The organism is Amorphus coralli DSM 19760, assembly GCF_000374525.1.
Taxonomy (GTDB): Bacteria; Pseudomonadota; Alphaproteobacteria; order Rhizobiales; family Amorphaceae; genus Amorphus; species Amorphus coralli.
This window is the reverse complement of record NZ_KB894570.1, coordinates 467,729-493,403: the sequence shown is the minus strand read 5'-3', so window position 1 is coordinate 493,403 and position 25,675 is coordinate 467,729. Positions and strand designations below refer to the sequence as shown.

Genomic DNA, 25,675 nt, shown 5'->3' with positions numbered 1-25,675 from the left:
TGCTTTCGCTCTCTTGCCAACGAGGCGCGGTCCCGCCGCGCGAAAATGCGAAGCCGTCTCATACAAGCTTCGCCCACGGACGATCAGAAGGGTCGTAAAAGGACGAATTATGAACAAGTGGGTCTACTCGTTCGGGGATGGTGCCGCGGAAGGCACTGCGGGAATGCGCAACCTGCTCGGCGGCAAGGGGGCGAACCTTGCCGAGATGTCGAACATCGGCGTTCCGGTGCCTCCCGGCTTCACGATCACCACGGAAGTCTGCACCCACTTTACCAAGACTGGCGGGACCTATCCTGACGAGCTGAACGATCAGCTCGAGGCGGCGCTGGAGAAGATCGGCAGGGCCACTGGTCGCGCCTTCGGCGACATGAAGAAGCCACTGCTGGTGTCCGTGCGCTCCGGCGCGCGGGTGTCGATGCCCGGCATGATGGACACCGTGCTCAATCTCGGCCTCAACGACGAAACCGTCGGCGCGCTCGCCGAAGACGCCGGGGACGAGCGCTTTGCCTATGATTCCTACCGCCGCTTCATTCAGATGTACGGCGACGTGGTGATGGGCCTGGAACACCACGATTTCGAGGCCATCCTCGAGGGCTTCAAGGACGAGAAGAACCTCGATCTGGACACCGACCTTTCCGCCGCCGACTGGCAGGTCATCATCGAGCGCTACAAGGCCCTGGTGAGCGACAAGCTCGGCCGGCCCTTCCCGCAGGATCCGCGCGACCAGTTGTGGGGTGCCATCGGCGCCGTGTTCGGCTCGTGGATGAACGCCCGTGCCATTACCTACCGCCGGCTTCATCAGATCCCGGAGAGCTGGGGCACCGCCGTCAACGTCCAGGGCATGGTGTTCGGCAACATGGGTGACACGTCGGCCACGGGCGTGGCCTTCACCCGCAACCCGTCGACCGGCGAGAACAAGCTCTATGGCGAGTTCCTGGTGAACGCGCAGGGCGAGGACGTGGTCGCCGGTATCCGCACCCCGCAGGCGATCACCGAGGAAGCGCGGATGGAATCCAGCGCTCCGGAGAAGCCGTCGCTGGAGACCGCGCTGCCCGAGGCGTTCAAGGAATTCCAGGCGATCTGCACGCGGCTGGAAAACCACTATCGCGAAATGCAGGACGTCGAGTTCACGATCGAGCGCGGCAAGCTCTGGATGCTGCAGACCCGCAGCGGCAAGCGCACCGCCAAGGCTGCGCTGAAGATCGCCGTCGATCTCGTCGAGGAAGGCCTGATCCAGCCGGAGGAGGCGGTGAACCGCGTCGACCCGGCGTCCCTCGACCAGCTGCTGCATCCCACCATCGACCCGAGCGCCGAGCGTAACGTTTTCGCGACCGGCCTGCCGGCATCGCCGGGTGCTGCTTCGGGCGAGGTGGTGTTCTCATCGGACGAGGCCGAGCGTCTTGCCGGACAGGGCAAGGCCGTCATCCTGGTGCGCGTGGAGACGAGCCCGGAAGACATCCACGGCATGCACGCCTCCCAGGGCATCCTGACCACCCGCGGTGGCATGACCAGTCACGCTGCGGTCGTCGCGCGCGGCATGGGCAAGCCCTGCGTCTCGGGCGCCGGCGCCATCCGCGTCGACTACCAGGCGGGCACGTTCACCGCCGCCGGCAAGACCCTGAAGGCTGGCGACGTTGTCACCATCGACGGCGCCAACGGACAGGTGCTCGTCGGTTCCGTCCCGATGCTGAAGCCGGAGCTTTCCGGCGACTTTGCCCAGTTGATGGAGTGGGCCGACAAGGTGCGGCGCATGAAGGTGCGCACCAACGCCGAAACGCCGGCCGATGCGCGCGCGGCGCGTGAGTTCGGAGCCGAAGGCATCGGTCTCTGCCGCACCGAGCACATGTTCTTCGACACCGACCGGATCGGCGCGGTGCGCGAGATGATCGTCGCGGACACCGAGGCCGGCCGGCGGACTGCGCTGGACAAGCTGCTGCCGATGCAGCGCGGCGACTTCATCGAGCTGTTCGAGATCATGGCCGGCCTGCCGGTGACGATCCGCCTGCTTGATCCGCCGCTGCACGAGTTCCTGCCCAAGACCGAGGAGGAAATCGCCGAGGTCGCCGAAGCGATCGGCGTGTCCCCGACCAAGCTGAAGCGTCGTCTGGACATGCTGACGGAGTTCAACCCGATGCTTGGCCATCGCGGTTGTCGTCTCGCGGTCTCCTATCCCGAGATCGCAGAGATGCAGGCCCGCGCCATCTTCGAGGCGGCAGTGGAATCGGCCAAGCGGACGGGCTCGCCGGTGCGTCCGGAGATCATGGTTCCGCTGGTCGGCCTCAAGGCTGAGCTGGACATCGTGAAGGAGCGGATCGACGCGGTCGCGAAAACCGTGTCCGAGGAGAGCGGCACGGACATCAGCTACGATGTCGGCACCATGGTCGAATTGCCGCGCGCCTGCCTGACCGCCGACAAGATCGCGGAGACGGCCCACTTCTTCTCGTTCGGCACCAACGACCTGACGCAGACGACCTTCGGCATATCGCGTGACGATGCCGCCTCGTTCCTGCCGACCTATCAGCAGCAGAACATCTTCGAGGTCGATCCCTTCGTCTCCATCGACGTTGAGGGTGTCGGCGCCCTGATGAAGATCGGCGTGGAGCGTGGTCGCCAGACCCGCCCGGACATCAAGCTCGGCATCTGCGGCGAACACGGCGGCGATCCGGCCTCGGTCAAGTTCTGCGAGACGGTGGGCCTTGACTACGTGTCCTGTTCGCCGTTCCGCGTGCCGATCGCACGCCTCGCCGCCGCCCAGGCGGCAGTCGCGGCCGGCAAGGACTGAGCCGATGCGGACGCCGCCTTGCGTCCGTTTCGATCGGACGGACTGATGGCGTCCGCGCCGACGCTCGAGGCGGTGCTGGCCGGCGGCAAGCCGGCCGTCGCCCGGGCCCTCGCGGCAATCGAGGCGAAGGGCGGCACGCTCCGGCATGCCGCCTTCCTCGACGCCGCGCGCGGCGTCCCCCATGGGCGCGTGCTCGGTATCACCGGCCCGCCCGGTGTCGGCAAGTCGACCCTTACCAACGTTCTGATCTCCGAGGCCCGGACACGCGGGGAGCGCGTCGCGGTCATTGCCGTCGACCCGTCCTCGCGCCAGACGATGGGTGCGCTCCTGGGCGACCGGACCCGGCTCCGCACAGATCCCGAAGACGAGGGTGTCTTCGTGCGCTCCTTCGCGGCGCGGGACCGGCTGGGCGGGCTGTCGGACGCGGCCATCGCCGCCACCGTCGTCATGCGCGCCGCCTACGATCTGGTTATCGTCGAGACGGTGGGCATCGGCCAGTCGGAGGCCGATATCGCGCTCGTGGCCGATACGGTGCTCCTGTGCGTCCAGCCCGGATCGGGCGATTCGCTCCAGTTCATGAAGGCCGGGGTGATGGAACTGCCCGACGTCATCGTCGTGACCAAGGCCGATCTGGGAGCGCCCGCTCGCCGCGCCAGGGCCGATGTGGAGGGAGCCTTGTCGCTTGCGGCAACGGGAGAGTGGCGCCCCGAGGTGCTGATGGTCTCCTCGGCCATGCGCAGCGGAATGGACGAGCTTCACGATGCCCTTGATCGGCATGCGGGCTGGCTCGCCGTCGGCGATCGCCTTGCACGCAAGCGTGCAGTTCAGGAGAGCGCGTGGGTCGAGGACGTGCTGCGGGACCGATTTGGTCGGGAAGGGCTTCGGACCTGGCTGTCGAGCCCCGACCGGAGCGGAAGCGAACCGCCCTTCGAGCGTATGGCCCGCGCCAGCGCGGTCCTTGCCGCGCGCCTCGGGGCTGACGATCCTGCAGCCTAGGCGGGTTTCGCATCTCGAGCCACACCTGCACTCGATCGAAAAAGCGCGACCCGCTTAACCGGTTGGAAACCGTGATCTCACACCATGAGGCTGTGATGTGCGGCAGGGTGATCAGCCCGCCGGTGACCATCTGGCCCGATGTGCGGGAGTGTGTGCCTTGCGTTTCCCAGCGAAGAAGCGGCGCCGTCGGGCGTCTTGTCGCCCAGTTCTGCGCCGCCTTGCCCTGGCTGCCGGCCTTGTTGTCGTCATCGGCGGGCAGACCGGTCAGCAGGACGTGCTCGCCTACATGCTCTCCCAGCAGGATTCGCCGCGCTACATGGCTCGCATCGTGGCAGCGCCCTATGGGTCGGAGATCGAGCCGACCTTTGTCTATTCGCGTGACGGAGCGGCAACCCAGCCCGGCGCCGCCTCTGCCGTTGGCGTCGAAGGCATCGGCGCGTTCGAGACGCTGGCCTTTGCTGATGGGGGCGGTGCTGTCACGGTCGGCGATCTGCCGGTTCGCAGCCGCGCCGACGCCAAGGGCAACCGACTGACCACGATGAAGGCCTCGGTGGACAACGAGGCGCTCGGTTCAGGTGCGGTGGCAACCGCCGTGAGCCTGCTCACGCCGGGGACGGTTCAGGATTTCCCGCGCGTGGCCTTCGTAAGGCCGGCGCCGTTCGACCAGGCGCCGGCGGCAGAAAGCCTGCTGGCCTCGGCCCCCGGCCGTGCCGATCGAGCCGTTCACGAAGCTCGCATCCTCGCCGCGGCGACCGCCGCCACGAGCGCGTCGCTTGCCTCCGCCTACGCGCCGCAGGATGCCGGCCCCGACATCAATGCCCCGTTCGAGGCGCTGCTCGGTGACAGCGCCGGCACAGCCAGGTCGGCCGGCCCGCTGGACCATTGGTGGTCCGACCGGCCGCTGCCCAAGGAAGTGACCGACAAGCGCCAGGTTCGCTGCCTTGCCGAAGCCGTCTATTTCGAGGCCCGCAGCGAAGGCCGCAAAGGCCAGATGGCGGTCGCCCAGGTGGTCATGAACCGGCTCAAGAACCCGGCCTATCCCGATTCCCTCTGCGGCGTCGTCTATCAGAACAAGAGCTGGCACAACCGCTGCCAGTTCTCCTTCGCCTGCGACCGCGTCCGCGACGTGGTGACCGATCAGGCGTCCTGGAAGCAGGCGATGGAGATCGCCGAGGGATACACGTCGCAGAAGATGTGGCTATCGGAGATCGGAGCATCCACCCACTACCATGCGACCTATGTCCGACCCGCCTGGGCGCCGCACATGAAGAAGATCGAGCGCGTCGGCCTGCACATTTTCTACCTGACCTACGGCGGCGACTGGACCTGAGCGGCGTTCCGCGACCCATCGCCGGGTCGGATGGAATGCATCAGAAACTTTCACGACTCCGATGACCCGGTCGGGCGTATAGAAACGTGTCATGGCGCGCAATCGATGCGCCACCGATACGAACGCCGGCCGGGAGGACCCCATGAGCACCGCGTCGCAGACGGCCCCGAAGCTGGCCGTCCCGCTGCCCCTGATCATCGCCTCCGGCTGTGTCGTTGCGATCCTCTCGCTCGGCGAACGCTCGTCGCTCGGCCTGTTCCTGACACCCATGACCGACGCGCGCGGCTGGAGCCGTGAGACGTTCGCGCTCGCTGTGGCGCTGCAGAACCTGGTCTGGGGCGCTGCGCAGCCGATTATGGGTGCCATTGCCGATCGGTACGGGACCGGCAGGGTGATCGCGACCGGCGGCATTCTCTATGCTGCGGGCCTCTACATCGCCAGCATCGCGGTATCGCCGCTGATGCTGATGCTCGGTATGGGGGTGACCATCGGTGTCGGCCTCGCGGCCGCGTCCTTCACCATCATCCTTGCCGCCTTTGGCCGCGCCGTGTCTCCGGCGAAGCGCTCGCTGGCCTTCGGCCTTGGCACGGCGGCCGGCTCGTTTGGCCAGTTCCTGTTCGGCCCGCTCAGCCAGGCGCTCATCGAGGGCGGCGGCTGGCAGAAGGCACTCGTCGTGCTCGCCGCCACGACGCTGCTGATGCTTCCGCTAGCCTACGCGCTGCGCGGACGCAGCAACGCGGACGCCACGGAGATGCCGCAGACCTTTCGGGAGGCGCTTGCGGAGGCGTTCGGCTACCGGGGCTACGTGCTTCTGGTGCTCGGTTTCTTCGTGTGCGGGTTTCAGGTGACCTTCATTGCTGTCCACCTGCCGCCCTACCTGACCGATCTGGGCATGAGCCCGATGCTGGGTGGTTGGGCGATCGCGCTCATCGGTCTTTTCAACATCGTCGGATCGCTTGCCGCCGGCGCCATCGGCGCGCGCTATTCCAAGTCCTATTCGCTTGCCATCCTGTATCTCGCGCGCGCCGCGGTGATCCTGGTGTTCATCTCCCTGCCGATCACGGCCGTCAGTGCGCTGATCTTTGCGGCTGCGATGGGCCTTCTTTGGCTCTCCACCGTTCCGCTGACGTCCGGTCTGGTCGCCGTGATGTTCGGACAGCGCTACATGGCGACGCTGTTCGGCTTCGTCTTCTTCTCCCACCAGATCGGGTCGTTCCTGGGTGTCTGGCTGGGTGGCTATGCCTACGACCGGACCGGCTCCTACGATCTGGTCTGGTGGATCTCCATCGCGTTGGGCGTTGCCGCCGCGATCGTCCATCTGCCGATCCGGGACGCGCCGGCCCCGCGCCTGCAGGCCGCCGCCTGACACCGGGCTTGCGCCGAACCATTTCGCCGTTCACACCGGGAGGGGCACACGCGGTCGAGACCCCGGACAGGAGGCGCGCATGGAACGGTTCAAGGCGATCTGGATCACCAAGGAAGAGGACGCGAAACGGCAGAATCCGGCCGAGGTCCGCGAGATCGGGCTCGACGACCTGATGGACGGCGACGTCACCGTCCGCGTCGAGCAGTCGACGATCAACTACAAGGACGGCCTCGCGGTCACCGGCAAGAGCCCCGTCGTGCGCCGCTTTCCGATGATCCCGGGCATCGATTTCACCGGTGAGGTCGTTTCGTCCGACGTGGCCGAGTTCGAGACCGGCGACAAGGTGCTGCTCAACGGGTTCGGCGTTGGCGAGACGCACATGGGCGGCTTTGCGGGTTACGCGCGGGTGAAGTCCGACTGGCTGATTGCCCGACCTTCCGATCTGACCGGCCACGAGGCCATGGCCATCGGAACGGCCGGCTACACCGCCATGCTCTGCGTTATCGCGCTCGAACGTCACGGCATCACGCCCGACCGCGGCCCCGTGCTCGTGACCGGCGCCGTGGGCGGTGTTGGCTCTGTTGCCGTCGCCCTGCTGGCGCGGCTTGGCTACGAGGTGGTCGCCTCCACTGGCCGCAAGGAACAGGAAGAGGCGTACCTCAAGGAGCTGGGTGCGAGCGAGGTCATCGAGCGCAGCGAGCTTCAGGGAGCCGCCAGGCCCATTGCCAAGGAGCGCTGGGCCGGGGCCGTTGACACGGTGGGCTCGGAGACGCTGGCGAACGTGCTGTCGATGATCCGCTATGGCGGGGCCGTGGCAGCCTGCGGTCTGGCCGGTGGCATGGATCTGCCCGGCTCGGTGGCGCCGTTCATCCTGCGCGGCGTGTCGCTCCTCGGCATCGATTCCGTCATGGCACCGAAGCGTTTGCGGATCGAGGCCTACGAGCGGCTGGTGCGCGATCTCGACCGCGATCGCCTGACGCGGCTGTCCTCGACCATCGGCTTCGACGAAATCATCCCGATGGCCGACGAGATCCTCGCCGGTCGTGTCCGGGGACGGCTAATCGTCGACATCGGCTAAGGGTTCGGCTCAGCCGACCGGTATGATCAGACAGGTGGTGGAGCCGTGCGCGAAGACGCGGCCCGCCGCGTCTTCCAGGCGTGCTTCGGACGTGGCGGTGCGCTTGCCGCGGTGAACCACTGTGCCTTCGGCGCTCAGCGGTCCGCTCGTGTCGAAAATCGGACGGACCATGTTCACCTTGATCTCGAGCGTCGTGTAGGCTTCGCCGGCCGCAAGCGTCGTGTGGACGGCGCAGGCAAGCGCCGAATCCAGCAGTGTGGCGGCCCAACCTCCATGGATGGTGCCGAGCGGGTTGCAGAAGTCGGCACGCGGTTGTCCTTCGAAGCGCGCCATTCCCTCGGCCACGGCGACCAGCCAGAAATCGAGATGCGCCGCCATCGGGGGCGCGGGAAAGCGCCCGTCGACGATGCGCTGAAGCTGTTCGAGGCCCGTCAGCCCGGCCAACTCCGCAAGGGGCAGGGGACCGATGCCCCCGGGAAAGTGCGCCGTGCGCGACATCGCATCCATGAGCGTTAGCCGGACATTAGTTGTTGCGGCACCTATATTGTCGGAGGGGGCCACGCCGCGCAACGAGAGCCGGAGGCTGTCCGGCAAGATGTGTGCGCGAGACCGACAGGAGTGGTAGAGGTGAGCGACGGAAATCGGCAACTGGCCTGCACCGCCTTCCGGCTTCGCAAGGCCGCGCGACGGGTCAGCCAGGCCTATGAGACCGCAATGGCAGACAGCGGCGTGTCCATCGTCCAGTTTTCGGTCATGGCCGAGCTCGGCCGGTCATCGGCGCAGACCCTGTCGGCCATCGCGGAACGGCTCGCCACGGACCGCACGACCTTGTCGCGCACCGTCGACCGGATGCAGGCGCTTGGCTGGGTGGCCGACAGCGAGGTTGCCGACCGGAGGGAACGGCGGCTGATCCTCACGGAGGCCGGCGAGAAGGCCTACAAGAGGGCCATACCGTCCTGGCAGAAGGTGGAGTGCGCAATCGGCCGCTCGCTCGGGACGGAGCGGCGCAACCAGCTTTGGGAGTTGTTGGGTGACCTGGAAACGGGTCTCAGCCTCGGCGAGACGCCGTGCGACGGGGGTGCATCGCTCGCTCAGTCGATGGCGATGAGGAAGGGCTCCCCCTCGTAGGCATCCGCTCCGCGTCCGATTGCCTTGGCGGCCGCCGACATCCGTCCCTCGCGGCCCAGTCTTTCGTCAGCAAGCTTGATCAGGAGCGCATTGGGCGTGGCCGAGGGCGAGGCCCCGCGGATCTCCCATGCGATCTCGTGCTCGTCGCGGTTCGGCTGAAGCGCGCAGGCCGCGATGAAACCGGCCGCGGTCGAGCGGCTGATTCCGGCAAAGCAGTGGATGACGAGCGGCGTCGCCCGGTCCCATTCTTCCAGGAACGAGATGAACGCGTCCACGTGGGTGGCGGCCGGCAGTGTCATGCCGTCCATGGGAGCTGTGATGTCGTTGAAGCCGAGGAAAAGGTGGTTCTTCTGCGGGATCGCCGCGGGGCGAATGACCTGGCTGCCCTCGTTGATCAGCGTCACCAGGTGACGGGCGCCGGAACGCTCGACGGTTTCGTGAAGTCGGGCCAGCGAAGTCACGTAGATCATGAGCGGTTGGTCCGTGTTGGCGCGCAGCGAAAAGAAAGCAGCCAGCCATCGTAGTCCACAGCGCGCAGGAAGTGTTCCTGTAGGCGATAACCATCGCCTTATACGTCAGAGAAACGGCGCCGGCCGGGAGCGTTCGTGCATCAGGAAGCGCTCCCGGAATCGGGTCTGTGCGGTTTCCGTTGGCCACGGCACCAGGAACGCCTCGATCTCCCGCGTCGGCCTGAACCGACCCAGAGTGCCGAAATAGCGCCGTGCCTCGCTCTCCTCGAACCCGGCGAGCTCGGTCGCCTCGAACCGCGCGGCGATCCGGTCGGCCTTCTTGATGAGCCCCGTCAGCGCGTCGGTCGGAGCCGCGGGAAGCGAGTAGCGCAGCCGGATGGCTGCCAGCAGCCTGTGCTCGATGTCCTTGTAGTTCCCACCCAGCACCGCCTTGAACGGCGAAATCAGGTCGCCGACGACATATTCGGGAGCGTCGTGCAGCAGCACCGACATGGAGTCTTCCGGACGCAGGCTCGGCTCGAGCCGAATGGCGATATGCTCGACCAGCAGCGAGTGCTGGGCGACGGAGTAGGGGTGATCGCCGATCGTCTGCCCGTTCCAGCGCGCGACGCGGGCGAGGCCGTGGGCAATGTCCTCGATCTCGATATCGAGCGGGGACGGGTCGAGCAGATCGAGACGGCGGCCGGACAGCATCCGCTGCCAGGCCCGAGGCGGTGCACCGGGGACGTCAACCATGTCGGCCGGTCTGCCTCACGCCGAACTCGGCTGCACTTCGGGCCAGCCGAAGCCGGCCCAGTCGGGCAGCGACAGGGTGATCGGGTGGCCGTCGGCGGAGATGGTCTGGCCCGCATCCATCGCGGCCTTGGCTCGGTCGAGGCGGACCAGGGCAAGTCCGGTCTGACCCGCCGTTGAACCAAGTGTCCCGATCGGGCGATCGCCTGCGATGATCTGCGCGCCGGGCGGCGGAAGCGTCTCGGCTCCCCGCACCATCACGATCCGGCGCCGGGCGGTCCCGCGGTGATGCATGCGCGAGACGACTTCCTGGCCGACATAGCAGCCCTTGGCAAAGTCCACGCCAGAGAGCTGATCCATGTCGGCGTCGTGGGGAAAGGTGTCGCCAAGCGCGAAGTCGCGGCCGGATTCCGGGATGCCGTTCGCGATCCGGTGGGCGTGGTAGGCGGCCGGGCCGGTGCGGGTGTAGCCTGAGACGTGAGCGCCGGCCACGGTCGTCGCGCGCGGCACAAGCGCCCGGAATCCGAGGGCGGCCAGGCGCGGATCACGCACCACGACACCCGGCAGCATCGGGGCGGCTTCGGTCCCCCAGATTGCGTAGACCCGGTAATCGCCGGTCACGTCGGAAATCTCGGCCTTGGCGCGGAGCTTGTAGACCTGCAGCCGCTTCAGGAATTCCGGCGCGGAGGCGCGCGGAACGTCGATCAGGAAGCCGTCCTGCTGCGGCATGACGAACCCGTCGACGAGCACCTTGCCTTGTGGCGTTAGCAGTGCGCCGTAGCGCGCCTCGCCATCCACGAGACGTTCCAGGTCGGCGGTCAGAAGGTTGTGGAGAAAGGTGCGCGCATCCGCACCGGCGACCCGAACGACCGCCCGATCGTCGAGCTCCGAGATGTATTGACCCGACATCGGATGCTCCTTCGCGATCTTCCCGCCCGGACCGGCGTGCGCCGCAACCCGTGCGGTCGATCCACACAACGCGCCCGATCCATCGTCGAAACCCGCTCGCGCCCGTTTTCCGTTGCGGGCGGAAGTGGGGTGAGCAGCGCCCGTCGGCAAGTCTGCGGTGCGGGCGGCGAATCGAAACGGGCGGACGTGAACCTTGCTGCCATCATGCTATAAGCCCGGCTGAATCGGAACCGGAGCAGAACAGGCAGAACCATGGCGGGATCCTTCGACACCGTGTTCACCGGCGCGACCGTGGTGACCCCGAACGGGCGCGAAGAGGCGGATATCGGCGTCCGCGACGGGCGCATCGCGGCGATCGGCGCCCTCAGTGGGGCCGTCGCCTCCGAAACCATCGACTGTCGCGGCCTCCACATTCTCCCCGGCGTTGTCGACAGCCAGGTCCACTTCCGCGAGCCGGGTCTGGAGCACAAGGAAGACCTGGAGACCGGCGCGCGCGCCGCGGTGCTGGGCGGCGTCACCGGTGTCTTCGAAATGCCGAACACTGCGCCGACCACCACCACGGTCGAAACCCTTGCCGACAAGATCGACCGGGCGACCGGGCGGATGTCGTGCGACTTCGCCTTCTGGGTCGGGGCCACGGCGGAGAACATCGACGCGCTGCCGGGCCTGGAAAAGCGTCCGGGAGCCGCCGGCATCAAGATCTTCATGGGGTCGTCGACCGGCACGCTTCTGGTGGAGGACGATCCGACGCTGGACAGGGTGATGCGCGCGATCTCGCGGCGCTGCGCCGTCCACGCCGAGGACGAGCCGCGCCTGCGCGAACGCAAGGATCTGCGGGTCGAGGGCGACCCGACCTCGCATCCGGTCTGGCGCGACCCCGAGGCGGCGCTCCTGGCCACCCGCCGGCTGGTGGGGGCAGCCCGCAAGGCGGGGCGCCGGGTGCATGTCCTGCACATCTCCACCGCGGAGGAGATGGACTATCTCGTCGACCACAAGGACGTGGCGACGCTGGAGGTCACGCCGAACCACCTGACGCTCGCCATCGACGAGGACAGCGAACGGCTGGGCTCGCTGATGCAGATGAACCCGCCGGTCCGCGATTCCAGCCATCGCGAGCGCATCTGGCAGGCGGTGCGCGACGGCCTTGTCGACGTGCTGGGCTCCGACCATGCCCCGCATACGCTTGAAGAAAAGACCGCCGCCTATCCGGCGTCTCCGTCCGGCATGCCCGGCGTGCAGACGCTGGTGCCGGTGATGCTGGATCACGTCGCGCAGGGCCGGCTTTCGCTGGAGCGGTTCGTCGACCTCACCAGCGCAGGCCCGCAGCGCATCTTCGGCATGTCCCGCAAGGGGCGCATCGCGCTCGGCTACGACGCCGATTTCACCATCGTCGACCTGAAACGGCGCGAAACCATCACCAACGACTGGATCGCCACCAAGGCCGGATGGAGCCCCTATGACGGCAAGACCGTCACCGGCTGGCCGGTTGGCACCATCGTGCGCGGTATCCGCGTGATGTGGCAGGGCGAGTTGGTCAGTCCGGGGCAGGGCGCGCCGATCGGCTTCGTCGAGGCCCTGCCGCACTCCGGGTGAGGGGCGCTCTGAGCAGTCCGGGGCCAGGCGGCTCTCAGGGGCTCGGCATGAAATAGTGCAGCGTGCCATCCGGGCCGATGCCGACCCGGTAGAAGATGTACTCGCCGTAGCGGCGCATCTCCGCCACGTCGCCGGCCGTCAGGATGCGGTAGAGTTCGACCTCCTGGCTGGGCGACAGACCATCGAGCGGCCACTGGTCGAAATAGGGCCAGATGTACATCTCCTGCGCGCTGCCCTCGTCGACGTGCACCCAGCCGGCCTCCAGGATTTCCAGGAGCAGGGCCAGGATCTCCCGGCCCTCCGGATCGCCGGACTGGTCTTTCAGAAAGGCCGCGGGATCGTCGTAGCGCTCGTAGCCGAGGCTTGGCGGCATTTCGTTCTGCTGAAACACACCGACCAGTTCTTCCACGTCGCCGCTCTTGGCGGCCTCCATGAGGACGCGGCGCATCCGCGCAACCGCGTGCGGCAGGTCGGCCTCGCCATAGTGGATCTCGGGCCCCGCCACGGCATCCGACCCGGCCGCTGGCGCGGTTTCTTCGCCGTTGGGGGCGGTGATTGGAGCGAACGGGTCCTCGATTTGGTCCGGCCCTTGCTTGAAGGGAACGTACGGGCCGAGGGGCGGCGCTCCGACGGGATTGCCGTCGGGATCGAGCTGCGGAGCAGCGATGCCATGCACCACCGGTCCGGGTAGGCTGTCGCTGGCCCCGAAGAGCGGAGCCGGCGCAGCCGACGCAGAGGAGAACGCGAGGACTATGCCCGCCATTCCCGTCCAGATCCTGCCGACCATGCCCGTGTCTCCCCGATACGAAACCCGGTTTCTGCTAGCGTAGCAGGTTCCAAGCCGCTAGTTCCAAGCACGATTGAAACCCGACTTCAGCCGGGTCGTTGTCTGTCAGTGATGAATTTGCATCAGCCTGCCCGCCAGAAGGGACACCGGACATCGTGAGCGAGCTCGGCATGGTGCTGTTGGGCGTCGCGATTGGTTTCCTCGCTGCCGCCCCCGTCGGTCCGGTCAACGTGATGACCATGCAGCGGGTCTTTCGTCACGGCTTTCTGGCCGGGATGGTGGCTGCCATCGGGTCCGTGGTCGCGGACGGCATGTTCGCCACCGCCGCCGCCTTCGGCCTGTCTGCCGTGGGCGATTTCTTCGAGGGCCACGCCCGCACGATCCAGCTTGTCGGCGGCGTCTTTCTGATCCTTTTCGGGCTGCGAATCGTGCTCAGCCACCCGCATTTCAATCCGAACTATTCCGAGCGCAGCGGCGGCATCTTCTCCGGCATGGCCGGCGGCTTCGCCCTCACCATCACGAACCCCGGGGCGCTCCTCGGCTTTCTTGCCCTGTTCAGCGCACTCGGCGACTGGGCGCCGGAGCCGGGCGATTGGCTGGGCGCCGGCGAGCTTGTCCTCGGGGTGCTCGGCGGCTGCTTTTTGTGGTGGCTGATGATCTGCGCGCTCGTTGCCAAGCTGCGCGACCATCTGGACGATCATTGGCTGGAGCGGGTGAATTGGTTCGCTGGCGGTCTGCTTATCACCTTCGGCGGCGTGATTCTGGTGCGTCAGGGACTGATCTACGTAGGCCTGCTCTAGCCGAGCATCCCGCGGCTGCGGTCCACGATGTCAGCCAGCCCATCCGTGGTCGGCAGCGTGTCGATCTCGTCCGGCAGGCACCAACGAGCGTCCGCCGCATCGTCGGCCGCGACAGCCTCTCCCGCCAGGTGACGCGCGGCAAAGACCGCGATCGCGAAATGCACCGTGGGATGTCCCGATTCATCGCGGCGGATGACATCGAGAACCTCGACGATTCCGCCGATCTCGGCCGAGATGCCGGTTTCCTCCTGCAACTCCCGGAGTGCGGCCGCCCGTACGGGCTCCCCGGGTTCGACGCTGCCTCCTGGCAAGCTCCACAGTCCGCGCAGCGGGTCCTTGCCACGCTCTACAAGGAGCACGCGATCGCCCCGCCAGCAGGCAACGCTGACGCCGAGGCGGGGGAGGGCGGACGGGGCCATGATACTTCCGTTGGCAGGGGGGCGCGGAGCGGCGTCTGACAAGCGCGGGCGTGTGGACACTGGTCGGCCGGGTCCGGATACTCGCTGGCGGCCGTGCGCCCGACTGCAGCGATTCCCGTCCCCGAAAGGCCTGTCATGTGCGGACGCTACACTCTGACGGCACCGCCCGAGGCGGTCAAAACCTTCTTCGGCGCCGAGGCGGCTCACGAGGCGCCGCCGCGCCATGACATCCGTCCGACCCAGCCGATCCTGATTGCGCGGGAAGAACGGCCTGGTGTCCGCACCCTGGTTCTGGCGCGCTGGGGGCTGATACCGGGCTGGGCCAAGGATCCGTCCAAGCTCTCGCTGATGTTCAACGCCCGCTCGGAAGGTGCCATCGACAAGCCGTCCTTCCGCGGCGCGATGCGCCACAAGCGGTGCCTGATCCCGGCAACCGGCTTCTATGAGTGGCAGAAGCGGCCGGGTGCAAAATCGCAACCCTACCGGATCACGCCGAAGGGCGGCGGCCTCGTTGCCTTTGCCGGGCTGTGGGAGGACTGGTCGGCGCCGGATGGTGGCGTCATGGAGACCGCGACGATCCTCACCACCAGCGCCAACGAGGCACTGGCGCCGATCCACGAACGGATGCCGGTCGTCATCCATCCCGATGACTTCGCCGCCTGGCTGGACGTCCGCACGGTGGATGCCCGTGAGGCGGTCGCGCTGATGCGGCCCACACCCGACGACCTGTTCGACATCGAGCCCGTCGGCGATACTCCGCAGCCACCCCGCAAGGCGCGCGCCGCGGCTTCGGACGCCGGTGAACCGTCAGGCAACAAGGACCACGCGAAGCCGGAGCCGCCCCGCCAGTTCGATCTTTTCAGCTAGAGGGTTGGCGTTCGCAACGGGCCGGCGCGCGCCGTGGCCCCTGCTGGAACATCGAAAGCCCTTTATGATCAGGAGAGTATCGGCGGGGGTTGATGTCCCGGAATGTCCCGCTACTGGATCGGAATATCCAGCACGCGGTTCTGGAATCCGTCCCGGCCCTCGATATCGGCATACCAGCGCTCGAAGTTCGGCAAGGCGGGGCGCTGGGGTGCAAGCTCGCGGTAGCGGCGGGCGTGAACGGCCACCGGAATGTCGCCGTAGCTGAAGGCGTCGCCGGCAAGGTAGGGGCTGTCGGCCAGCCACCCGTCGACCATCTCGAAGGCCTTGGTTGTGGTGTCGAGGGAGGCGGTGATGGCCTCGACGTTCCTGTCTTCCGGAGCGGTGCGCACCATGCCCCAGAAATAGGACCGGAAGCCCGGCGACAGGATCGAAAGCTCCCAGTCCATCCACTGCGCCGCGACCGCCTTGCCGCGCGCATCGGCGGGGGCCAGCGCACCGGGGTAGGTCTCGGCCAGGTAGCGCACGATCGTGTTGGATTCCCACAGAAGGAAGCCGTCATCCTCCTGCAGCGTCGGCACGAGCCCGTTCGGGTTCATCTCGAGGTAGGCCGGTTCGCGGTTGCCACCGAACGGCCCGCCGACATCGACGCGCTCGAAGTGGAGATCGAGCTCGAACAACGCCCACATCACCTTCTGGACATTTGCCGAGGTATTGCGTCCCCAGATCTTAGCCATTCACCCGATCCCTCCCACTCGTGACGGTGACGCGACGATAGGGGATACCGGCCGGAATGCGAAGCTGCCGCTCTATCCTGCGAGCACGCGGCCCGGATTCATGATCCCCTTCGGATCGAAGGCGGCTTTCACCCGCTTCATCATGTCCACTTCGATGGGCGAGCGGACGGTGGGCAGCAGGTCCCGCTTCAGGCGTCCGATTCCGTGTTCCGCCGAGATCGAGCCGCCATGGTTGGTCACGACCGCATGGACTGCCGCGTTCACCTCTTCCCAGCGTGCCAGGTAGGCGGCCTTGTCGGCGCCGATCGGCTGGCTGATGTTGAAGTGCAGGTTGCCGTCGCCGAGATGGCCGAACGGGACGGGCCGGGCACCGGGCACCACCTCAAGGACCGCGCGCGTCGCCTCCTCGATGAAAGCGGGGATCGCGGCGATCGGCACGGAGACGTCGTGCTTGATCGAGCCGCCCTCGTGCAGCTGGACTTCCGACATCATGTGCCGCAGTCGCCAGAGCGCTGCGGCCTGATCGAGGCTTTCGGCGATGACCGCGTCCGGAACGATTCCGTCCTCCAGCGCTCCGCCGAGGGCTTCCTCAAGGTGGGCGCGCGCCTCGTCCCGGCTGCGCCCCGACACGATCTCGATCAGGACGTACCAGGGGTGTTCCTCGGACAGCGGGTCGCGGCTTCCTTCCGCGTGGGCGAGCACGAATTCCAGCCCCCGTCGGGCCATCAGCTCGAACGCGACCACCGATGATCCGGCGACCTTGCGGACCCGGTCGAAGAGAGCGATTGCCTCGCGCGGCGTGGCAACGGCGGCAACCGCCACCTCGCGGGCCGCCGGTTTGGGTACCAGCTTCAGGACCGCGGCCGTCACGATGCCGAGCGTGCCTTCCGCGCCGATGAACAGGTGCTTCAGGTCGTAGCCGGTGTTGTCCTTGCGCAGCCTGCGCAGCCCATTCCAGATCTCGCCGGTCGGCAGCACGACCTCCAGGCCGAGCACCAGGTCGCGCGTGTTGCCGTAGGCGAGCACGCCGGTACCTCCCGCATTGGACGAGATGTTTCCGCCGATCTGGCAGGAGCCTTCCGACGCCAGCGATAGCGGGAACAGCCGGTCCACCGCATCTGCCTCGGCCTGGATCCGCTCGAGAATGACGCCGGCCTCCACTGTCATGGTAAACCCGTCGGCGTCGACGTCCCGCACGCGGTCGAGCCGGGAGAGCGACACGACAATCTCGGTGCCGCTGTCGTCGGGAACCTGGCCCCCGACCAGCCCGGTGTTGCCGCTCTGCGGGACCACGGGCGTGCCGGTCTCGCTGGCCAGCGCCAGGATGCGACTCACCTCTTCGACGCTGCCCGGACGCAGCACGAGCGGAGCGCGCCCGTGATAGAGGCGGCGCCACTCGGTCAGGTACGGCTCCTGATCCGCAGGATCGGCGAGGGCGTACCGTTCTCCGACGATATCGGAGAACCGGCGGAGGAGGGCGTCGGTCGGAAGCGGGTGCGTGGACATGAAATCACCATTGCCATGGCTTCCAGGTGGCGTCGAGATCTCCTCGGCCTCTTCCGTCGGCCGATATGATGGCATGGCGGCTTGATGCCCTCAAATCGCTGTGCCATATCGTTTCGACCCAGACGGGCAGAGCCCTCCAGACACGGATCATCAAGGACATCATGGCTGAGACACGCGGCATCATGGCAGGCAAACGGGGCCTGATTTTGGGTGTCGCGAACAACCGGTCGATGGCCTGGGGCATTGCCAAGGCTGTGCGCGAGCACGGCGGCGAGATCGCGTTCACTTATCAGGGCGATGCGCTTCGCAAGCGCGTCGAGCCGCTGGCGGCGGAAGTCGGTGCGTTTGTCGCGGGCCACTGCGACGTGAACGATCCGGAGACCATGGACGAGGTCTTCGAGAACGTGAAGCGCGAATGGGGTGGCCTCGATTTCGTCGTCCACGCCATTGCGTTCTCCGACAAGGATCAGCTCACCGGCCGCTACATCGACACAACGGCCGACAATTTCCACAAGACGCTCTCCGTCTCCTGCTACTCGCTGACCGCCATTGCGAAGCGTGCGGAGCCGCTGATGAGCGAGGGTGGGTCGATCCTGACGCTGACCTATTACGGCGCGGAAAAGGTCATGCCCCACTACAACGTCATGGGCGTTGCAAAGGCCGCGCTTGAAGCCAGCGTCCGCTACCTGGCCGTCGATCTCGGCCCCAACAAGATCCGCGTGAACGCGCTGTCCGCCGGTCCGATCCGCACGCTCGCCGCTTCGGGCATCGGCGATTTCCGCTACATCCTGAAATGGAACGAGCTGAACGCGCCGCTGCGCAAGTCCGTCTCCATCGAGGAAGTGGGCGATGCGGCCCTCTATCTGTTGTCGCCGCTTTCGCGCGGCGTGACCGGCGAGGTGCATCACGTCGATTCGGGCTACCACGTCGTCGGCATGAAAGCCGTGGACGCTCCGGACATCTCCACCGTCTAGGGGCGCGCCGCACCGCGCCGGTTCTCCCATGCTGCGCGGTTCCCGACCTGCCTCCAACCTCGCGACGGTGCCCACCGTGAAACCCGGCCAGTTCCTCATCCACATCCGGCACGGCCAGACCGACTGGAACGCCGAGGCCCGGCTCCAGGGCGAGACGGACATCCCGATCAACGATCTCGGGCGCGAGCAGGCGCGTCGCAACGGCGCGCATCTTGCCGAATGCCTGCGAACACTCGGCCGCGAGCCGGACAGTTTCGGCTGGGTGGCCTCGCCGCTGTCTCGGGCGCGCGAGACGATGGAGATCGTCCGCACCGAGATGGGGCTGCCGCGCGCGGATTACCGCATCGAGCCCAGCCTGAAGGAGATCTCCTTCGGCAGCTGGAAGGGCCACACGATCCCCGAACTCAAGGTCATCGATCCGGACGCCGTCGCGGAGCGGCGGCGCGACAAGTGGGGATTCTTGCCGCCTGGCGGAGAAAGCTATGCGCAGCTGAAGGTTCGCATCGCGGCTTGGCTGGACACAGTCGGCGACGATCTGATCGTCGTTTCGCACGGCGGGGTTTACCGGGTGCTGCATCACATCCTTGCCGGCACTCCGGAGCCGGATGCCCCGGGCCTGCCGACGCCGCAGGACCGGATTGCCGTCTTTCGCGACAATGGCGTCGACCTGCTCTGAGCCTCAGTGTGCCGGTCCTGCCGTTTGACCAGCGGCCCGCACCTATCTAGATGAGGGCTCCACGTTCACGGCGACCGGTTCCATGTCCCACAACACTTTCGGCCATCTGTTCCGCGTTACGACCTTCGGCGAGAGCCATGGGCCGGCGCTCGGCTGCGTGGTCGACGGGTGCCCTCCGGGCATCGCGATCACCCGGGACGAGATCCAGGCGGCCCTGGACAAGCGTCGACCGGGCCAGTCGCGTTTCACCACCCAGCGCCGCGAGCCGGACGAGGTGAAGATCCTGTCCGGCGTGATGGACCGGGAGGAGGGCGGGCTCGTGACCACCGGCACCCCGATTGCGCTGATGATCGAGAATGTCGACCAGCGCTCGAAAGACTACAGCGCCATTTCCGACCGCTACCGGCCGGGCCACGCCGACTATGCCTATGACGCCAAGTACGGCCTCCGCGATCCTCGCGGCGGCGGACGATCCTCCGCGCGCGAGACGGCGGCGCGGGTCGCGGCTGGTGCCATTGCCCGCAAGGTGCTGGACGGCGTGACGATACGCGGCGCGCTGGTGCGCATCGGTCCGCACGAGATCGACCGCGATGCCTGGGACTGGAACATCGTCGGCGACAACCCGTTCTTCTGTCCCGATCCCGGTAGCGTCGACACCTGGACCGACTATCTCGACGCCGTACGCAAGCGCGGCTCGTCCATAGGGGCGGTGGTCGAGGTGGTCGCCGAGGGCGTGCCGGTGGGGCTGGGCGCACCGATCTACGCCAAGCTCGATCAGGAAATCGCGTCCGCGATGATGTCCATCAACGCCGTGAAAGGCGTCGAAATCGGCGCCGGCTTCGCGTCCGCCGAACTCTCCGGCGAGGAAAATGCCGACGAGATGATCATGGGTAACGATGGCGTGCCGCGCTTTCTGTCGAACAATTCGGGCGGCGTCCTCGGGGGCATTTCCACCGGCCAGCCGGTGGTGGTGCGCTTCGCGGTGAAGCCCACCTCGTCGATCCTGACGCCGCGCCGCTCGGTGACGCGGGGCGGCGAGAATGTCGAGGTCATGACCAAGGGCAGGCACGATCCGTGCGTCGGCATCCGGGCGGTCCCGGTCGGCGAGGCGATGCTCGCCTGCGTGCTGGCCGACCATCTATTGAGGCATCGGGGTCAGGTCGGAACCGACCGCTCCGTGTTTGCGCGTTCGAGTGAGGCAATCGGGTGATGACGGAACATTCCAGTCGGGTGGCGGACGCCATCCGGGCATTCGAGCGCGGTGAGATCGTCGTCGTCACCGATGACAACGACCGGGAGAACGAGGGCGATCTGATCGTGGCGGCCAGCCACGCAACGCCGGAGAAGCTCGCCTTTATCGTGCGCCATACGAGCGGCATCGTCTGCGCGCCGATGACCCGTGCGGACGCCGAGCGTCTGAATCTGGCGCCGATGGTGGCCGACAATAATGCCCCGCTGTCCACGGCCTTCACGGTCTCCATCGACGTGCGCCACGGCCTCAACACCGGTATTTCGGCCGAAGAGCGCTGCAACACGGTCCGGGCTCTGACCAATCCCAATCTCGGAGCGTCCGACTTCGTTCGGCCGGGCCACGTCTTTCCGTTGATTGCCAAGGATGGCGGGGTTCTTATGCGCTCCGGCCATACCGAGGCAGCCGTTGATCTCTGCCGTCTGGCGGGCCTCCCGCCGGTGGGCGTGATCTGTGAGCTTGTGAATGACGACGGCACGGTCAAGCGTGGCGAACAGGTGGCCCGTTTCGCCGAGGAGCATGCGCTCAAGTCGGTCTCTGTCGCGGACCTGATCGCCTGGCGCCAGCGCACCGAGAGGCTGGTGGAGCGCATCGGCGAAGTCATGGTCGACACCCCGGTCGGCAAGGCGCAGGCGGTGAGCTATCGCACCCGCTTCGAGAGCGTGCAGCACCTGGCGCTGATCTTCGGCGACATTCGTGACGGCGAATCCATTCCGACCCGGCTCCAGCGGGAGTCGATCCTCGAGGACGTGTTCGGTCGTGAGCGCCTGATCGAGAACGTTCTCGGCCGCATGGCCGATGCTGGCCGCGGCGTGGTGGTCTACCTGCGCGACGGCTCCGTCGGGGTGGCATCGTCGTCGGAGCGCCCGCGTCAACTCGTCGGCGAGGACGAGGATCATGACACGGCCAAGCAGCGCGAGGAGGAGTGGCGCGAGATCGGCCTGGGCGCCCAGATCCTGCGCGATCTCGGCGTAAGCTCCATCCGGCTTCTGTCCAGCCGCGAGCGGCACTATGTCGGACTGGACGGGTTCGGCATCACCATCGACGAGACCGAGATCATCGATGATCGAGCCGGATAGCCGCGATCCGGCGGGAGCCGATCCGGAGCCGGTGCCGCGCTCCTTCGCCGTCGGTTACAACCCGATGGCCGGCGAGATGTTCGTCTATGGCGGTGCCGTTCTGGTGGTCATCGGCTGCATCGTGACCGTGGTGCAGGGGAATCCCGTGGCGCTGCTCCTGTCGCTGATCGGCCTGGCGAGCACGGTCTATTACAGGCCGCTCATCGAAGCGCGGCGGCCGCAACTCGGCGCCAACATGCAAGGTCTTTATGTCGAGCGGATCGGCATCGTCGGCTGGCGCGCTGTCACAGGCCTGGACATGACCGAGACCTACATCCGCAACATGCGGTTTGCAAAGCTGGTCGTCACACTGAAGGTTCCGCTGGAGCAGGCGGTGGTCGAGCCGGAACAGTTTCCGGCCTGGCGCCGCTACACCAGCCGCAACTGGACGCAGAAGGGCGACCGGCTGGAGATCAAGCTGGACACGCTGAAGGCCGACCCGGAAGTGGTAATGCGCCGCGTCAGGGCCTTCCACCGGATGGCCAACGCCTGACAGGTGTTGAGCGCCGTTCTGGAATTCGTCTGATTATCAATGACTTGAAGTCACTTCCTCGCACGAGCCACGTCTGCCGGGCCAGGAAGGCACGCCTCTTGCGTATGCCCGGGTCCGGGGTTCAGAGGCGCGGCGGTCGCCCGTTGCTGCCGACCGAGGCTGGAGCAAGACCGCCCAACTTGGTCTTGAAGCGGCGGGGCCGGGTGCGCTTCAGCGTCGTTGCCATCGAGCGGTGTGCCCGCGCCTCCACCCACTGGACCGCGCGATCCACCGTGTCGTAGCGCCCGCGGACATGACGCATGGCGCGCTTGGCGCGCGGGCTGATGGTGAGAAGCAGGAAAATGCCGACGGCGATCAGGGGGACGCCACTCGGAATGGGCGTCCAGACCGTCAGCAGACCGAGGACGAGGCAGATAACGGCGAGAGTAGCAATCGCGATCTTGCGCATTGCCGAATGTCCCGAATCGAACAACCCCAGAACGGCGAGTATCGGGGACACTACGTCGGATTTATGACCTCCGCATCACAGGGCGGGCAGGCGGCGGAAGGTCGTGACCTTCGACAGGAAGGCGGTTTCGCTCGCCTCGACGGCAAAGCCCGCATCGCGGAACACGGCTTCCAGATCCGCGACGAGATAGTTGCGGTAGTAGGGCTCGTGGAAGAGCTGCGGAAACAGCTCCAGCAGGCCGTCATGGGTCGGTCGGTCGCCGAACTGCAGGGAATCGACGAACACGAACAGGCCGCCCGGCGCGATCGCACGTGCCAGTTCGCGCGCAACCCGGGTGCGTACCTCCGGCGGCAGTTCATGGAAGAGGTAGATCGCCGTCGCGAAATCGACGGACGCGTCGGCCAGCGGCAGTCCCTCGGCATCTGCCACGATCGTTCCGGTACGCGGACGGCGTCCGATGGTGTGACGCGCGTGCACGGCATAGGCTTCCGAGAGCTCCACGCCGACGGTGGTCAGGCGCGGGAAGGCGCGGTTGACCGTGCGCAGGAACGAACCGGTCCCGCAGGCGACGTCCACGAACGAACAGCCGCGCTGGTCGCGGGTGGCAAGTTCACGAGCGATCGGCACCAGCGCCTGACGTCGCATGGCGGCAGCCGCTCCGAGGAACAGGGTTTCCACCTGGGTGTCGTAGAGCCGGGCGGAGTGCTCGCTCATCCAGCCGTCGGTCTGAAAATGAAAGTTCTGCTGGTAGTAGTCGGGGCGCGGAGCGACGGCTTCGTCAAGCTCCCGGTGGCTTTTCGTGTGCCGCCGGCGCACCACCTGTGGCAGATCATCGAAATAAAGCCGGGCCCGTTCGATGGCGCCGGATAGCCCACCCTGTTCGTCGCGCGGCATCGGGTAGAGGCCCGCCTCGACATTCGCCAGATCCCTGCGCATGAGGTCGCGCACGTCTTCAAGCAGCGCGCCCCGGTTCGGAACCGGCCGGTCCGTCTGCGCCCGCTTGCGGTCCTCTTCCGGCACCTCTTTTTCCCAGCGCGACACCAGCCGCGAGGACATCACGCTCTGGGTGCCGTACCAGCCGACGCGCGCACCCTGCGCGAGTGCGAACCGGGCCCGGGTCGAGAGGCGCTCGAGCGGCCTGAGTGCCATGGGATCAGCTCCTGTGAAGAACAGCCACCACCTCGATATGGGGCGCATAGAGGAACTGGTCCACCGGAACGACCTCGTCGAGGACGTACCCGCCATCCAGAAGCAGCCGCAGGTCGCGGGCGAGCGTTGCGGGATTGCACGACACCGCAACCACCGTTTTCACGCCGGAAGTGGCGATTTCAGCCGCCTGGGCCGCAGCGCCGGCGCGCGGCGGATCGAACACCAGCCCATCCACCTTCGCCAGTTCCTTGGCAGAAACGGGGAAGGTGAAGAGGTCGCGGCAGATGCCTTTCACCGGCTTCAGCCCTTCGGTGCGCGCAGCTGCAGCGACGCTGGCATCGAGCAGGGCCCGGTCGGATTCCACGGCGAGCACCGGCGCGGTCTCGGCCAGGCGCAGCGCGAACGTTCCGGCGCCGGAGAAGAGGTCGGCGACACGCTTCGCGCCGGCCAGCGCAGAGGAGACCCTGAAGGCAAGCTCCTGCTCGGCTTCGGCCGTCGCCTGGAGAAAGCCGCCCGGCGGAAAGCCGACCGTTGCGCGCCCGATCCGCACGACCGGTTCCGTGAGCGCGAGCAGGGTCGCGCCGTCCAGGGTCACCCGGGCGATCCCGTTGCGCTGCATGATTGTGGCAAGCGCGCCGAAGCCGGCATGATCCGGCTCGGCTCCGCCTTCCAGCGCGACATCGACGCCGGTCTCCGTCTCGGTGACCGTCATGCGCAGGCTGCCCTTTTTGGGATGGGCGAGCCGGGCGATGTCGCGGAAGGCGGTGAACCGTTCCACGAGGCCGGGCGTCAGCACCAGGCAGCTTTCGATGTCCACGATGTCGTGGGAAGCCCGGGCATGATAGCCGAGGCGGACGGTGCGTCCGCTGCCATGTGCCGTCAGAACCGCACGGCGCCGCGACCCGGGGGACGCGGCGACCAGGGGCGCGACGGGCGTATCGATGCCGCGATCGGCCAGCGCGGCGACGACGAGGCCGCGCTTCCACGCGCGGTAGGCCGGGTCCGCCATGTGCTGGACCGCGCAGCCGCCGCATGTGCCGAAATAGGGGCAGGGCGGCGTTTGACGATCGGGAGAGGCGGACACGATTTCGAGGGGATCGGCGTGGCTGCCGCTGGCCCTGACCCGCACCGTCTCACCGGCCAGCGTGCGCGGGACGAACAGGGGTGGCGAAAGATCGGCGACGCCGTCGCCCCGATGTCCCACGTCGCGAATGGTCACCGTGAGGTCGCGGGCGGCTGGTTGTGCCGACGGCGGGCGACGGCCGCGGCGGTTGTTGCTGTTCACGTCTGCGGCCTCCGGGTCGCCGCCAGAAGATATTCCTGGTTTCCGTCGCCACCGGCGATGGGGGACGGAATCAGGCCCTCGACACTCCAGCCCGCCGTTTCCGAAACGAAGCCGCGCACGCGCGCAAGAGCCTCGTCGACGTGGGGGCCGGGCCGCACGAGGCCGCCCTTGCCGATGCCGTCCCGACCGACCTCGAACTGGGGTTTGACCAACGCCGCCAGCTGCGCCTCCGGTGCGGCCAGGCCCAGCGCCGACGGCAGCGCCTGCAGGAGCGATATGAAGCTCAGATCGGCGACGATCAGCGCTGGCGCCTCGCCGAGATGACCGGCCGTCAGGCTGCGCGCGTTCAGCCCCTCGATGGAGGTCACCCGTGGGTCGGCCGCGATCGTCGGATCGAGCTGGCCGTGACCGACGTCGATCGCGGTCACGCATCGGGCGCCGCGCTCCAGAAGCACCTGGGTGAAGCCACCGGTGGAGGCGCCGAGGTCCAGCGCCGCAAGACCCGACGGGTCGATGGCGAAGGCGTCCAGGCCCGCGACAAGCTTCAGCGCGCTGCGGGCGACATAACGGGCCGCCGGATCGTCGATGCGCACGTCTTGTGTGGGGCGGATCCGCAGGCCGGGGCGGGTGGCGGGTTCACCGTCCACCGTGACGGTGCCGCGCAGGATGGCATCCCGCGCAGCCGTCCGGGACCGGGCCAGGCCGCGTTCGGCAAGCACCTGGTCCAGCCGGGAGGCGGTCGATGCCACCTCGGCCTTGGGGTCGGACTGGGTCACGCCTTGCGTC

Annotated in this window: 26 protein-coding genes; 14 read left to right on the top strand and 12 right to left on the bottom strand. The window is 67.2% G+C overall.

Annotation, left to right across the window (positions count from 1 at the left end; genetic code table 11):
• Positions 1–109 precede the first annotated feature (109 nt).
• The 5 genes from ppdK to acuI all read left to right on the top strand — a co-directional run bounded on the left by ppdK (position 110) and on the right by acuI (position 7,552).
• Complete coding sequence (gene ppdK / locus C507_RS0102210) at positions 110–2,782, top strand: pyruvate, phosphate dikinase (RefSeq protein WP_018698020.1); 2,673 nt, start codon at positions 110–112, stop codon at positions 2,780–2,782.
• Positions 2,783–2,827: 45 nt separating this feature from the next.
• Positions 2,828–3,778 carry an ArgK/MeaB family GTPase gene (locus C507_RS0102205; RefSeq protein WP_018698019.1) on the top strand — a complete coding sequence of 317 codons (951 nt, stop codon included), beginning with the start codon at positions 2,828–2,830 and terminating at the stop codon, positions 3,776–3,778.
• Positions 3,779–3,935: 157 nt separating this feature from the next.
• Positions 3,936–5,108, top strand: a complete 1,173-nt coding sequence (locus C507_RS22960) for a cell wall hydrolase (RefSeq protein WP_245559633.1) — start codon at positions 3,936–3,938, stop codon at positions 5,106–5,108.
• 142 nt (positions 5,109–5,250) lie between these two features.
• Positions 5,251–6,474 (top strand): MFS transporter, encoded by a 1,224-nt coding sequence (locus C507_RS0102195; RefSeq protein WP_026318776.1) that lies wholly within the window; start codon positions 5,251–5,253, stop codon positions 6,472–6,474.
• A gap of 79 nt (positions 6,475–6,553) precedes the next feature.
• Positions 6,554–7,552, top strand: coding sequence for an acrylyl-CoA reductase (NADPH) (gene acuI, locus C507_RS0102190; protein ID WP_018698016.1), 999 nt, complete (start codon positions 6,554–6,556; stop codon positions 7,550–7,552).
• A 9-nt stretch (positions 7,553–7,561) separates the two neighbouring features.
• On the opposite strand, the gene C507_RS0102185 is transcribed toward acuI, so the two are convergent.
• Positions 7,562–8,050, bottom strand: a complete 489-nt coding sequence (locus C507_RS0102185) for a PaaI family thioesterase (protein ID WP_018698015.1) — start codon at positions 8,048–8,050, stop codon at positions 7,562–7,564.
• Between the two features lie 129 nt (positions 8,051–8,179).
• Between C507_RS0102185 and C507_RS22215 the strand changes: the two genes are divergently transcribed.
• Positions 8,180–8,680, top strand: a complete 501-nt coding sequence (locus tag C507_RS22215; RefSeq protein WP_018698014.1) for a MarR family winged helix-turn-helix transcriptional regulator — start codon at positions 8,180–8,182, stop codon at positions 8,678–8,680.
• Here the strand turns inward: C507_RS22215 and C507_RS0102175 are convergent.
• The 3 genes from C507_RS0102175 to ygfZ form a co-directional block, all read right to left on the bottom strand.
• Positions 8,644–9,150: a tyrosine phosphatase family protein gene (locus C507_RS0102175; RefSeq protein ID WP_018698013.1), complete on the bottom strand. Its 507-nt coding sequence runs from the start codon at positions 9,148–9,150 to the stop codon at positions 8,644–8,646. The two genes, C507_RS22215 and C507_RS0102175, sit on opposite strands and share 37 nt — an antisense overlap.
• 105 nt (positions 9,151–9,255) lie before the next feature.
• Positions 9,256–9,885: an HD domain-containing protein gene (locus tag C507_RS20135; RefSeq protein WP_040400438.1), complete on the bottom strand. Its 630-nt coding sequence runs from the start codon at positions 9,883–9,885 to the stop codon at positions 9,256–9,258.
• Between the two features lie 15 nt (positions 9,886–9,900).
• Positions 9,901–10,791, bottom strand: coding sequence for a CAF17-like 4Fe-4S cluster assembly/insertion protein YgfZ (ygfZ, locus tag C507_RS0102165; RefSeq protein WP_018698011.1), 891 nt, complete (start codon positions 10,789–10,791; stop codon positions 9,901–9,903).
• A 252-nt stretch (positions 10,792–11,043) separates the two neighbouring features.
• Between ygfZ and C507_RS0102160 the strand changes: the two genes are divergently transcribed.
• Positions 11,044–12,384 carry a dihydroorotase gene (locus C507_RS0102160; RefSeq protein WP_018698010.1) on the top strand — a complete coding sequence of 447 codons (1,341 nt, stop codon included), beginning with the start codon at positions 11,044–11,046 and terminating at the stop codon, positions 12,382–12,384.
• A gap of 34 nt (positions 12,385–12,418) precedes the next feature.
• Here the strand turns inward: C507_RS0102160 and C507_RS23400 are convergent, their stop codons facing one another.
• A complete protein-coding gene (locus tag C507_RS23400; RefSeq protein WP_018698009.1) occupies positions 12,419–13,147 on the bottom strand; it encodes a hypothetical protein in 729 nt (242 codons plus the stop codon).
• 179 nt (positions 13,148–13,326) lie between these two features.
• Here C507_RS23400 and C507_RS0102150 point away from each other — a divergent pair, with 179 nt between their 5' ends.
• Positions 13,327–13,971 carry a LysE family translocator gene (locus tag C507_RS0102150; protein WP_018698008.1) on the top strand — a complete coding sequence of 215 codons (645 nt, stop codon included), beginning with the start codon at positions 13,327–13,329 and terminating at the stop codon, positions 13,969–13,971.
• On the opposite strand, the gene C507_RS20125 is transcribed toward C507_RS0102150, so the two are convergent.
• Positions 13,968–14,390: an NUDIX hydrolase gene (locus C507_RS20125; RefSeq protein WP_040400437.1), complete on the bottom strand. Its 423-nt coding sequence runs from the start codon at positions 14,388–14,390 to the stop codon at positions 13,968–13,970. The two genes, C507_RS0102150 and C507_RS20125, sit on opposite strands and share 4 nt — an antisense overlap.
• Positions 14,391–14,525: 135 nt before the next feature.
• Here C507_RS20125 and C507_RS0102140 point away from each other — a divergent pair, with 135 nt between their 5' ends.
• Entirely contained in the window at positions 14,526–15,257 is a 732-nt protein-coding gene (locus tag C507_RS0102140; protein WP_018698006.1) for an SOS response-associated peptidase, read from the top strand.
• A 110-nt stretch (positions 15,258–15,367) separates the two neighbouring features.
• On the opposite strand, the gene C507_RS0102135 is transcribed toward C507_RS0102140, so the two are convergent.
• Together C507_RS0102135 and C507_RS0102130 are read right to left on the bottom strand one after the other, a co-directional pair.
• Positions 15,368–15,991, bottom strand: a complete 624-nt coding sequence (locus C507_RS0102135; RefSeq protein WP_018698005.1) for a glutathione S-transferase family protein — start codon at positions 15,989–15,991, stop codon at positions 15,368–15,370.
• A 72-nt stretch (positions 15,992–16,063) separates the two neighbouring features.
• Positions 16,064–17,497, bottom strand: a complete 1,434-nt coding sequence (locus C507_RS0102130; RefSeq protein WP_018698004.1) for an FAD-binding oxidoreductase — start codon at positions 17,495–17,497, stop codon at positions 16,064–16,066.
• A gap of 161 nt (positions 17,498–17,658) precedes the next feature.
• Here C507_RS0102130 and fabI point away from each other — a divergent pair, with 161 nt between their 5' ends.
• The 5 genes from fabI to C507_RS0102105 all read left to right on the top strand — a co-directional run bounded on the left by fabI (position 17,659) and on the right by C507_RS0102105 (position 22,007).
• A complete protein-coding gene (gene fabI, locus C507_RS0102125) occupies positions 17,659–18,471 on the top strand; it encodes an enoyl-ACP reductase FabI (RefSeq protein ID WP_026318775.1) in 813 nt (270 codons plus the stop codon).
• Between the two features lie 28 nt (positions 18,472–18,499).
• Positions 18,500–19,147 carry a histidine phosphatase family protein gene (locus C507_RS0102120; protein ID WP_018698002.1) on the top strand — a complete coding sequence of 216 codons (648 nt, stop codon included), beginning with the start codon at positions 18,500–18,502 and terminating at the stop codon, positions 19,145–19,147.
• 82 nt (positions 19,148–19,229) lie between these two features.
• Positions 19,230–20,357 carry a chorismate synthase gene (gene aroC, locus C507_RS0102115; protein ID WP_018698001.1) on the top strand — a complete coding sequence of 376 codons (1,128 nt, stop codon included), beginning with the start codon at positions 19,230–19,232 and terminating at the stop codon, positions 20,355–20,357.
• Positions 20,357–21,475: a 3,4-dihydroxy-2-butanone-4-phosphate synthase gene (ribB, locus tag C507_RS0102110; protein ID WP_018698000.1), complete on the top strand. Its 1,119-nt coding sequence runs from the start codon at positions 20,357–20,359 to the stop codon at positions 21,473–21,475. The genes aroC and ribB overlap by 1 nt, the downstream gene beginning before the upstream one ends.
• Positions 21,459–22,007, top strand: a complete 549-nt coding sequence (locus C507_RS0102105) for a hypothetical protein (RefSeq protein WP_018697999.1) — start codon at positions 21,459–21,461, stop codon at positions 22,005–22,007. Before ribB ends, C507_RS0102105 begins: the two co-directional genes overlap by 17 nt.
• 121 nt (positions 22,008–22,128) lie before the next feature.
• Here the strand turns inward: C507_RS0102105 and C507_RS20120 are convergent, their stop codons facing one another.
• From C507_RS20120 to C507_RS0102085, 4 genes are all read right to left on the bottom strand, one after another.
• Positions 22,129–22,455: a hypothetical protein gene (locus tag C507_RS20120; protein WP_018697998.1), complete on the bottom strand. Its 327-nt coding sequence runs from the start codon at positions 22,453–22,455 to the stop codon at positions 22,129–22,131.
• A 75-nt stretch (positions 22,456–22,530) separates the two neighbouring features.
• Positions 22,531–23,604, bottom strand: coding sequence for a class I SAM-dependent methyltransferase (locus C507_RS0102095; RefSeq protein ID WP_018697997.1), 1,074 nt, complete (start codon positions 23,602–23,604; stop codon positions 22,531–22,533).
• A 4-nt stretch (positions 23,605–23,608) separates the two neighbouring features.
• Positions 23,609–24,889, bottom strand: a complete 1,281-nt coding sequence (locus C507_RS0102090) for a class I SAM-dependent RNA methyltransferase (protein WP_018697996.1) — start codon at positions 24,887–24,889, stop codon at positions 23,609–23,611.
• Entirely contained in the window at positions 24,886–25,665 is a 780-nt protein-coding gene (locus C507_RS0102085; protein WP_018697995.1) for a TlyA family RNA methyltransferase, read from the bottom strand. Before C507_RS0102085 ends, C507_RS0102090 begins: the two co-directional genes overlap by 4 nt.
• Between the last annotated feature and the right edge of the window lie 10 nt (positions 25,666–25,675).